Source organism: Pseudomonas sp. PWP3-1b2 (assembly GCF_049896045.1).
GTDB classification, from domain to species: Bacteria; Pseudomonadota; Gammaproteobacteria; order Pseudomonadales; family Pseudomonadaceae; genus Aquipseudomonas; species Aquipseudomonas antarctica_B.
In genome coordinates, this window is sequence record NZ_JAFCTN010000035.1 from 45,469 (window position 1) to 55,392 (window position 9,924).

The window sequence follows — 9,924 nt, forward strand, 5'->3', positions numbered from 1 at the left end:
CAACACCTACCTTTTCTCTCAAAAAAAAGCGCCGTTTCCCAGGATGCCAGTGCAGGCCATTGCAGGATAACGACGCCTTTGTCCGTAAGCTCACGCCGACGTTGGCGCGCGCTCTGATACGGAGTCCAAAGCAAGGCACATGCCACGGGCGTAAAGGCGCCGTCTGCCGTCAGCTTTCCATCAAGATTGAAAGCCGACGGCCTCTCAGTATGGCGGCCTCTTAACGCCAGACTGCCAGGAACCCTAAGGTGTCTATCGATTCCCCGGCCACGATGAGTGGCCACTGGTTGTGCCGGTGGCTGCTGTGCTTAGCGTTGGTGTCGTTCAACGTTCCCGCCCTGGCCGAGCGTTACACGGCGCAGAACGAAAGCTTGCACACCTTTTTCACCGCATTGTCGGTGCCCCTGGGCCTGCCCGTGGTGGTGAGCCGTGAGGTGGCGCGCAAAAGCATTTCCGGCGCGTTCGACTTGGAGGCGGCGCAACAGACCCTGAAAACTGTCGCCGAGCAGCAAGGCCTGATCTGGTACAGCGACGGGCAAGCGTTTTATGTGTACGACGCCGGCGAAGCGAAAAGCACGGCGGTGGGGTTGCGGCATATCTCGGTCGACAGGTTGCGCAGCTTCATGCGCCGTTCGGGGCTTGATGAATCACGCTATCCGCTTCGGGAAAGCGGTGGGCGCACGTTTTACGTGTCCGGGCCGCCCAACTACGTCGATCAGGTGCTGCACCTGGCGCAACTGATGGACAAGCAGCGCACCGAAGTGCGTGTAGGCGCCCAGACGTTCGGCGTGGTGCAGGTCTTCAATACTCACGTGGCGGATCGTCAATACGCCATGGGTGACGAGAAGGTCAATGTGCCGGGCATGGCCTCGATGATCGAAACCTTGTTGGCCATCGAACAAAAGGATGAAACGCAGCGGCCACGAAGTGTGCTGGCCGACAAGAGCCTGGTGGTCATCGCTTACCCGGACTCCAACAGCTTGCTGGTCAAGGGCAAACCTGCCCAGGTCAAGGCGTTGGAGGAGTTGGTGGTCGAACTCGACAAGCCCAAGCGCGCGATTGAGGTGTCGTTATGGCGCGTGGATGTGGAGCGTGACGCGCTGCAGAAAATGGACGTGGCCTGGGCGCAGGAGAGCAGCCCCACATCGTCGGCAACCCATGTGGTCGAGCCTCTGGAAGATAACCGCTTGATGGCGCAACTCATCGCGCTCGAGCGTCGCCGCAAGGCCAGGATCGTCGCGTTTCCGGTGATCCTCACCCAGGAAAATGTGCCGGCGGTGTTCCAGGATAACCACACCTTTTACCTGCCAACGTCCGAAGGTGAGGGCGGTGACTGGCAGCCGGTACGGTATGGCACGCACGCGACTGTGCTGCCGCGCTTTGCGCAAGCCAACCAGATCGAAATGCAGCTGACCCTTGAGGATGAACGGCAGATGGGTGGCAAACCCAAGCCAGACTCGGCGGCGGTGGGCCGAGTAGGAATCAGCACGGTCGTGCGCGTACCCCAGGGCCGCCGCCTGTGGCTGGGTGGTTTTCGCCGTGAGGATGAGGGCGCTGTTCGCGGTCGGCGTGCCGAGGTACGGCTGTTTGTGCTTCAGGCGCGAGCGGTTGGCAACGAGCCCGCGATGCTGGCCGGCGCGATCGGGCCTCCGCCCCTGACGCAGAGCCAGTATGAGCGCGTGCAACGGGCGTTCGTGCGTGAAAACCGTGAAGTTCCGGCAATGGAATGACCTCGCCTGTGGTGGTGGCGCAAAGTCCTACGAAGTAACAGCCAAAAGCCTCGATCAAATGGGCTTTTTCCTAGCGTTGTCCGGGCCTCAGGTTTTTATAGTCGCCGCGTTGGCGTATCGGCCGTTTGTGGAAGTAAGGAATTTAATGTCAGTAGTCAGATGCAGAGGTGTGTATGACCCTCGACAGTGATGGGCTGACGGCCTCACGGTGTTTTGCCGGCTGGACATTGCATGTCGATGGCCGGTTGACCGCAGAGGGCGTGGATATTCAATTGCCGCCCAAGGAGTGGCACGTGCTGAGGTTGCTGTTGGCTTCCGACGGAGCACTGATGACCAAGGACCACCTGCTTGAGATGGCCTGGCCCCGTGGCGAAGTCGCCGAGGAGTCGCTCACCCGCTGCATTTATGCACTGCGCAAGCACCTTAAGAAAGACAAGGGGTTTATCAAGACGATCTATGGCCGGGGCTACCGCTTTACCTGTGCCGTGAGCATTGAACGACGTGCCTCCCGCCTGGCAGGACAGGGTGGGACGCAACGCATCTGTTTGGCGTGTGGCCAGGTGAAACATGATTAAGATTCTGGGTAAAAGTGTGCTGTTGAGTCTGCTGCTGAGCGGCCATCAGGTGTGGGCCAGTTGCTGGGATGAAGTGGCGCGCCGTTATGACATCGAACCGGAGTTGTTGCAGGCCATCGCAGCAGTTGAGTCGGGTTACCAGGCAGGCGTGACGAACTCGGGCAATAGCGATGGCTCGCGGGATATTGGCCTGATGCAGATCAACAGCATGCATCTGCCGCGCCTGGCCAGGCAGGGTATTACCGAGCAGCGACTGCTGCGTGAGCCGTGCCTGTCGGTGGAAGTGGGCGCCTCGATTCTTGCCGAATTTATCCAGCGTTTCGGTTACAACTGGACCGCTGTGGGTTCCTACAACGCAGGGGCGTCACCTGACCGTCAGGCCCTGCGCCTGCGTTACGCAGAAAAGATCTGGGCGCGCTATGAAGCACTGGTTGCGCAGCGCCGCTGACGATTGGGCGGCACGCCTCGCACCCGAGGCGCCACCCCGGCTATAATCGGCGCCACCTTTTGTCGCCATCCGAGTCTCGCCCGCCCATGTATACCTTGGCCCGCCAGCTGTTGTTCAAACTCTCCCCGGAAACTTCCCACGATCTGTCCCTGGACTTGATCGGCGCAGGCGGTCGTCTGGGGCTCAATGGCCTGGTATGCAAGGCGCCGGCAAAAATGCCGGTAACGGTAATGGGCCTCGACTTCCCCAACCCGGTCGGGCTGGCGGCGGGCCTGGACAAGAATGGCGCGGCCATCGACGGTTTTGCGCAATTGGGCTTCGGTTTTGTTGAGATCGGTACGGTGACGCCGCGTCCGCAGCCGGGCAACCCAAAGCCGCGGATCTTCCGCCTGCCGGAAGCCGAGGCGATCATCAACCGCATGGGTTTTAACAATCTGGGCGTTGATCACCTGTTGTCGCGGGTTCAAGCGGCCAAGTACACCGGCATCCTCGGCATCAATATCGGCAAGAATTTCGACACGCCGGTTGAGCGGGCCGTCGATGATTACCTGATCTGCCTGGACAAGGTCTACGCCCACGCCAGCTATGTCACTGTCAACGTCAGTTCCCCCAACACCCCGGGCCTGCGCAGCCTGCAGTTCGGCGATTCGCTCAAGCAACTGCTCGAAGCCTTGCGCCAGCGCCAGGAAGACCTGGCCGTGCGTCATGGCAAGCGCGTGCCGTTGGCCATCAAAATCGCCCCGGACATGAGTGATGAAGAAACTGTTCTGGTTGCCCAGGCGCTGGTGGATTCGGGGATGGATGCAGTCATCGCGACCAACACCACACTGAGCCGTGTTGGCGTTGAAGGCCTGGCCCATGGTGACGAAGCGGGCGGCTTGTCGGGCGCACCGGTGCGTGACCAGAGCACACATATCGTCAAGGTGCTGGCTGCCGAATTGGCGGGGCGCTTGCCGATCATCGCCGTAGGTGGCATCACCGAAGGCAAACACGCGGCCGAAAAAATCGCCGCCGGTGCCAGCCTGGTGCAGCTGTACTCGGGCTTTATCTACAAAGGCCCGGCGCTGATTCGCGAGTCGGTCGATGCAATTGCGGCCTTGCCAAAAGCCTGAGCTCACTCTGCAGGGTTTCGATAAAGCACTGCCCATTAAAAAGCAGCCCTTTCAAGGTCTTTAGGTAGAACAGGCGATAAGTATCCCGTGGCGAGCGGGCTTGCCCCGCGTTGGGTTGCGAAGCGACCCTAAAGAGGAAGAATGCGGTGAGTCAGATACTCTTCGGCCGCTGGTTTTGGGGCTGCTTCGCAGCCCAACGCGGGGCAAGCCCGCTCGCCACAGGGATAGTGTTTGCCCTGTCAGATAGATTTCCAAAGACCTTGAAAGGGCTGCCATTAAAAAGGGCTCCCTGAAGGAGCCCCTGGGCCGAAGCCCGCCGCCCGGATGGGGCGCGCGTGGTTAAGTCATTGCCTATTCGTGCTGATGTCGGAATTAAATGCCCTTGATTAACCGACGGCGTGAAGTTCGTTGAGTCTGTGGATGCCCGCAGTGCCAGTCATACCGTCCCAGTTGTCGCCGCGTCCCTCTCGCCAGCCGTTGATCCAGGCTTGGCGTACCGACGGTAGAGTAAATGGGCAAAGCTCACGGGATTTGCCATGAACGCCATATTGATATCCGCGTAAAAATGCTCTTTCCAACGGATCACGCTTAAGTCTTCTCATAGGGTGTTTCCCTCACTTGTTGACTGTCTTGATATCCTTCGGCCTCGGGGGAGGCCGGGCAGAGTTTTTCTGCCGTTGGTGGGCTCGCTGCCGGCGTGGCGAGCCTATGTGTCGACGTCGATACGGCGTCAACCTGTGTTGAGTTCTAACCAATAGGTCACATGGATTCAATGATCGTTTTGTCATAAGCACGTAACGATAACGATGCTATAGCCATAAGCTGGGATGGCTTTTCGCCCCTTTTCATGGGCAAACCCAGCTATGATGTGCCCTGCAAAGACGATGGGTTTAATCCTTTAGTGAGAAAGCCCGTCCGTTGCAGTCGGTTATTATTCGACGAAGGGTCAGAATATTTCATTTTGTTGCTTTCTCTTTGTCATCAGAAAGCTTTATCTGCCCCGTCAAACAGGCTCAAGCGCCCGGTAGACGGGGTGGGACGGCACATTCGTGCCACGCGAGCACTCTTCAAGAAAAGTGCTTGATTGAAAACCGAGCCGGCGATGCGTCGCCCGTTCATTTATTGCTGAAAAGCCTGGAATGCCCCATGTCGGACCGTTTTGAACTCTTCCTCACTTGCCCCAAGGGCCTCGAAGGCCTGCTGATCGAGGAAGCCGTCGGGCTTGGCCTTGAGGAAGCCCGCGAGCACACCTCGGCTGTGCGCGGCATGGCTGACATGGAAACCGCTTACCGCCTGTGCCTTTGGTCGCGTTTGGCCAACCGCGTGTTGCTGGTGCTCAAACGCTTCCCGATGAAGGACGCCGAAGACCTCTACCATGGCGTGCTGGACATTGAGTGGGCCGACCACATGGTGTCCGACGGCTCCCTGGCCGTGGAATTCAGCGGCCATGGTTCGGGCATCGACAACACGCACTTCGGCGCGCTGAAGGTCAAGGATGCCATCGTCGACAAACTGCGTACGCCGACCGGCGAACGCCCGTCCATCGACAAGATCAACCCGGACCTGCGCATCCACCTGCGTCTGGACCGCGGCGAAGCAATCCTCTCCCTCGACCTCTCCGGCCACAGCCTGCACCAGCGCGGCTACCGCCTGCAGCAGGGCGCGGCACCGCTGAAAGAAAACCTGGCCGCCGCCATTTTGATCCGTGCCGGCTGGCCGCGCATTGCGGCTGAAGGCGGCGCGCTGACTGACCCGATGTGCGGTGTGGGCACCTTCCTCGTGGAAGGCGCGATGATCGCGGCCGACATGGCGCCCAATCTCAATCGCGAACTGTGGGGCTTCACCACGTGGCTGGGCCACGTGCCAGCGCTGTGGAAAAAGCTGCACACCGAAGCGACTGAACGTGCGGCCATCGGCATGAACAAGCCGCCGCTGTGGATTCGTGGCTACGAAGCCGACCCGCGTCTGATCCAGCCGGGCCGTAACAACATCGAACGCGCAGGCCTGAGCCACTGGATCAAGGTGTATCAGGGCGAAGTCGGCACGTTTGAGCCGCGTCCGGACCAGAATCAAAAAGGGTTGGTGATCTGCAACCCGCCGTACGGCGAGCGCCTGGGTGATGAAGCCAGCCTGTTGTACCTCTACCAGAACCTCGGCGAGCGTCTGCGTCAGGCGTGCATGGGGTGGGAAGCGGCGGTGTTCACCGGCGCGCCGGACCTGGGCAAGCGCATGGGCATCCGCAGCCACAAACAGTACTCGTTCTGGAACGGCGCGTTGCCGTGCAAACTGCTGCTGATCAAGGTCAACCCGGACCAGTTCGTCACCGGCGAGCGCCGCACTCCGGAGCAACGTCAGGCCGAGCGTGAGCAAGCCGCTTACGATCAAACGCCGACCGAGCCGGTAGAACGCCAGTACAACAAGAACGGTAACCCGATCAAACCGGCGCCGGCGCCCGCGCCAGTGGTAGAGCAGGCGCGTTTGAGCGAAGGCGGGCAGATGTTCGCCAACCGCTTGCAGAAGAACCTCAAGTTGTTGGGCAAGTGGGCCAAACGTGAAGGCGTGGATTGCTACCGCGTGTACGACGCCGACATGCCGGAATACTCCATGGCCATCGACCTGTACCACGACTGGGTCCATGTGCAGGAATACGTCGCACCGAAATCCATCGACCCGGAAAAAGCCTCCGCGCGCATGTTCGATGCCCTGGCAGCGATCCCCCAGGCGCTGAACATCGACAAGAACCGCGTGGTGGTCAAACGCCGCGAGCGTCAGAGCGGCACCAAGCAATACGAGCGTCAAAGCGCACAGGGCAAGTTCACCGAAGTCAGCGAAGGCGGCGTCAAGCTGCTGGTCAATCTCACGGATTACCTGGACACCGGCCTGTTCCTCGACCACCGTCCAATGCGCATGCGCATCCAGAAAGAAGCGGCCGGCAAGCGCTTCCTCAATCTGTATTGCTACACCGCCACCGCGAGTGTGCACGCAGCCAAAGGCGGCGCGCGCAGCACTACCAGCGTGGACTTGTCCAAGACCTACCTGGACTGGGCGCGTCGCAACTTCTCCCTTAACGGTTTCTCCGACAAGAACCGCCTGGAGCAGGGTGATGTGATGGCATGGCTGGAGGCCAGCCGCGATGAGTTCGACATGATCTTCATCGACCCGCCGACCTTCTCCAACTCCAAGCGCATGGAAGGCATCTTCGACGTGCAGCGCGACCACGTGCAGTTGCTCGACCTGGCCATGGCGCGCCTGGCGCCGGGCGGCGTGCTGTACTTCTCGAACAACTTCCGCAAGTTTGTGCTCGAGGACAACCTCAGCGAGCGCTATGCGGTCGAGGAAATCAGCGACAAGACCATCGACCCGGATTTCGCGCGTAACACGAAGATTCACCGGGCCTGGAAAATCACCGCGCGCTGATCCCTGCCTCAGGTTGCACCAAAAAGCCGCAAGCCCCGACTATTCGAGGCTTGCGGCTTTTTTGCGCTGGTCAAACACAACACCTGTGGCTATAACTGAACGCCTAGCCAAAGTGACACCCCCGCACGCTGGCGATGTGAGTGTTGCCTATGCCGATGCAAGCCGTACGCCCGAAAATCCTTGGCTTTATCAGTGAACAGGCGTCGGCTTGGCTGGTGGCGTTAGTGGTGCTACTGGCAGGTTGCGCGCTGACGGTGATCGTCGCCTGGGCGACGGCTGACCTCTATCAACAACAGGTTCGCCAGCGTTTCCAGTTGCTGGTCAATGAGCGCTATACCCGCCTTCAGGAACGCTTCGAAGACCAGGAGCAACGCCTGGTCAGTCTGCAGCGATTTTTCGTCAATTCCAGTGAAGTATCACGCGCAGAGTTCGATGGGTTCGCCCAGCCCTTGCTGCTGCGCACCCATGCCTATGCCTGGGCGCCGCGGATATATCGCGATCAGCGCAGCGCGTTTGAGCAGGAGATCTCGCGTCAGCGCGGCCGTCCGTTTGCCATTCGTGAACTGAATGCGGCGGGTAAGTTGGCACCCGCTTCCGAGCGCGACGAGTATGTACCTGTGCTGTATAGCCAGACTCAAAGCCTGCTGGGGTCGCCCTTGGGGTTTGATTTGTTGGCCCAACCCCTGCGGCGCTCGGTGCTTGAACGAGCGCAAAAAAGTGGAAAACCGGCGGTGTCTCAACCGATGCAATTGGTCGGCGTGGAGCCGGCCTATGCTGCCGGTGTGTTGCTGGTGGCGCCCGTCAGCAAGTCCAATGACTTACAGCCCTATGGTTTCGTGATGGCGGTGATCAGCATGCGCCAACTGGTCGCCGATGGCTTGCCCAAGGCTGACCGCGACAACCTGGTGATGCAGATCGTCGACACCTCCGACACCCAGCAGCGCGTGCTTTACACGTCCAGCAATGCGCCGGGCAGCACTGACCTCACGGCTGCGCGCCGTCTCACCCTGGGCGATCATGTGTATGCGCTGACCTTGCGCGCCAGCCAGGTGTTCGATCGGCCCAACCATTCCTCCAAGAGCACGATCCTGTCCATGGGTGGGCTCCTTAGCGTGCTACTCAGTGCGTTGTTGTATGTTTTGGTCAGTCAGCGCCAGCGCGCATTGAAACTGGTGGAGCAGCGCACCGCGCAGTTGCGTGCGCGTGAGCAGGAGTTACGGGGTGCCCATGGGCAATTGCGCAGCGTATTGAATGCGGCGACTCAGGTCGCGATTATTGCCACTGACCTGCGCGGCGTGATCAACACGTTCAACGCCGGCGCTGAACGGATGCTGGGGTACACAGCTGAGCAGGTGCTGGGCCGCATGACCCTTGAAAGCCTGCACCTGGCCTCTGAACTCGACGCGCGCGCCGCCAGTTTGAGTGTGACCCTGGGCAAGCGCATCCCGCCCAGCCAGGCGATGCTGGTGGAAGTTCCGGATAACCTGCACGAGGCGCGCGAGTGGACGCTGTTGCGTGAGAACGGCAGCCCGTTCACGGTGAACATGCTGGGCACCGTATTGCTCGATGACTATGGCCTGTGGATTGGTCACTTGGCGATCTACCTGGACGTCACCGAGCAGAAACGTGCTTATGAGGCGCTTGCGGCGCGGGATCGCTTGCTGAAAAAGCTCAGCTCCCACGTACCCGGCGGGATCTTCCAGTTCACGCTGGAGCCTCAGGATAATTGGCGGTTTATCTACGCCAGCGATGGCATGCGCGATATCTATGAAATAGAACCCGGGTTGTTGCAGCAGGATGCGAGCAAGGTGTTCGAGCGTATCCATCCTCAGGACGCCGAGCGGGTGCGGGCGTCTATTCGTTTGTCGTCGTTGCAGTTGAGTCATTGGCGCGAAGAGTATCGCGTGCTGCTGCCGCAACGGGGCCTGCGCTGGATACGCGGTGAAGCTACGCCGGAAGAGTTACCGAGCGGCGGTACGCTGTGGCACGGTTATGTGTCTGACATTTCCGATCTCAAGCGGGTTGAAGAGGAACTGCGGGCGCTGTCCATTACCGATTCGCTGACGGGAATTCATAACCGGCGGTATTTCCATGATCGTTTGAAGGCTGAGATGCTCAGGCTTAACCGGGCTTCGGGGGCATTGTCGTTGATCATGCTCGACATTGATCATTTCAAGCGCATCAATGATCAGCATGGGCATGGCGCGGGGGATGGCGTGTTGCAGGAGGTGTGCAGGCGTATCGCTTTGCGTCTGCGTCGTACTGATGTGTTCTGCCGTTTGGGAGGGGAGGAGTTTGCGGTGCTGTGCCCCACTACTGATGGGGAGCAGGCTTACGGTGTTGCCGTTGAGTTGTGGCAGTCGCTGCGCGGTGAGCCGATGCATTCGGTGGGGGTGGTGACTGCCAGTTTTGGTGTGGCCAGTTGGCGGGTTGATGACGGCGTTGATGGGCTGCTGTTGCGAGCGGATTCGGCGGTGTATGCGGCCAAGCAGGCGGGCAGGGACCGGGTGGAGGCTGAGCGGTTGCGGGTTTGATTTGCGGTGGCGGGGGGGACATATCCGTTGCTGCGGTAACGGCTGAAATCGGTTCCGCTCTTACAGCGGGTCACTTTTGGCAAACGCCCCAAAAGTAACCAAAAGGTC

7 protein-coding genes are annotated in these 9,924 nt (G+C 60.0%); 6 read left to right on the forward strand and 1 reads right to left on the reverse strand.

All coding sequences use genetic code 11. The annotated features are described in order from the left end of the window. The first annotated feature begins 248 nt into the window (after nucleotides 1-248). From sctC to ACP7A2_RS20705, 4 genes are all read left to right on the forward strand, one after another. The gene (sctC, locus tag ACP7A2_RS20690) at nucleotides 249-1,730 is read left to right on the forward strand and encodes a type III secretion system outer membrane ring subunit SctC (RefSeq protein WP_426135720.1); all 1,482 of its coding nucleotides are present in this window, start codon (nucleotides 249-251) and stop codon (nucleotides 1,728-1,730) included. Between the two features lie 173 nt (nucleotides 1,731-1,903). Continuing rightward, nucleotides 1,904-2,305 carry a winged helix-turn-helix domain-containing protein gene (locus tag ACP7A2_RS20695; RefSeq protein WP_426135721.1) on the forward strand — a complete coding sequence of 134 codons (402 nt, stop codon included), beginning with the start codon at nucleotides 1,904-1,906 and terminating at the stop codon, nucleotides 2,303-2,305. Further along, entirely contained in the window at nucleotides 2,298-2,753 is a 456-nt protein-coding gene (locus ACP7A2_RS20700; protein WP_426135722.1) for a transglycosylase SLT domain-containing protein, read from the forward strand. Before ACP7A2_RS20695 ends, ACP7A2_RS20700 begins: the two co-directional genes overlap by 8 nt. An 86-nt stretch (nucleotides 2,754-2,839) precedes the next feature. Continuing rightward, entirely contained in the window at nucleotides 2,840-3,865 is a 1,026-nt protein-coding gene (locus ACP7A2_RS20705) for a quinone-dependent dihydroorotate dehydrogenase (protein ID WP_426135723.1), read from the forward strand. 386 nt (nucleotides 3,866-4,251) lie between these two features. Here ACP7A2_RS20705 and rmf read toward each other — a convergent pair whose 3' ends face one another. Then, on the reverse strand, nucleotides 4,252-4,467 hold the full coding sequence (gene rmf, locus ACP7A2_RS20710) for a ribosome modulation factor (protein ID WP_002553055.1): 216 nt from the start codon (nucleotides 4,465-4,467) through the stop codon (nucleotides 4,252-4,254). A 544-nt stretch (nucleotides 4,468-5,011) separates the two neighbouring features. Between rmf and rlmKL the strand changes: the two genes are divergently transcribed. Both rlmKL and ACP7A2_RS20720 read left to right on the forward strand, forming a co-directional pair. Next, nucleotides 5,012-7,282 carry a bifunctional 23S rRNA (guanine(2069)-N(7))-methyltransferase RlmK/23S rRNA (guanine(2445)-N(2))-methyltransferase RlmL gene (gene rlmKL, locus ACP7A2_RS20715; RefSeq protein WP_426135724.1) on the forward strand — a complete coding sequence of 757 codons (2,271 nt, stop codon included), beginning with the start codon at nucleotides 5,012-5,014 and terminating at the stop codon, nucleotides 7,280-7,282. Nucleotides 7,283-7,431: 149 nt separating this feature from the next. After that, the gene (locus ACP7A2_RS20720; protein WP_426135725.1) at nucleotides 7,432-9,816 is read left to right on the forward strand and encodes a sensor domain-containing diguanylate cyclase; all 2,385 of its coding nucleotides are present in this window, start codon (nucleotides 7,432-7,434) and stop codon (nucleotides 9,814-9,816) included. Nucleotides 9,817-9,924: the final 108 nt, after the last annotated feature.

Coding starts and splice junctions, on each gene's coding strand:
- ACP7A2_RS20705 (WP_426135723.1), top strand. CDS start 2,840: ATGTATACCTTGGCCCGCCAGCTGTTGTTCAAACTCTCCCCGGAAACT.
- rlmKL (WP_426135724.1), top strand. CDS start 5,012: ATGTCGGACCGTTTTGAACTCTTCCTCACTTGCCCCAAGGGCCTCGAA.
- ACP7A2_RS20720 (WP_426135725.1), top strand. CDS start 7,432: ATGCCGATGCAAGCCGTACGCCCGAAAATCCTTGGCTTTATCAGTGAA.
- ACP7A2_RS20695 (WP_426135721.1), top strand. CDS start 1,904: ATGACCCTCGACAGTGATGGGCTGACGGCCTCACGGTGTTTTGCCGGC.
- ACP7A2_RS20700 (WP_426135722.1), top strand. CDS start 2,298: ATGATTAAGATTCTGGGTAAAAGTGTGCTGTTGAGTCTGCTGCTGAGC.
- rmf (WP_002553055.1), bottom strand. CDS start 4,467: ATGAGAAGACTTAAGCGTGATCCGTTGGAAAGAGCATTTTTACGCGGA.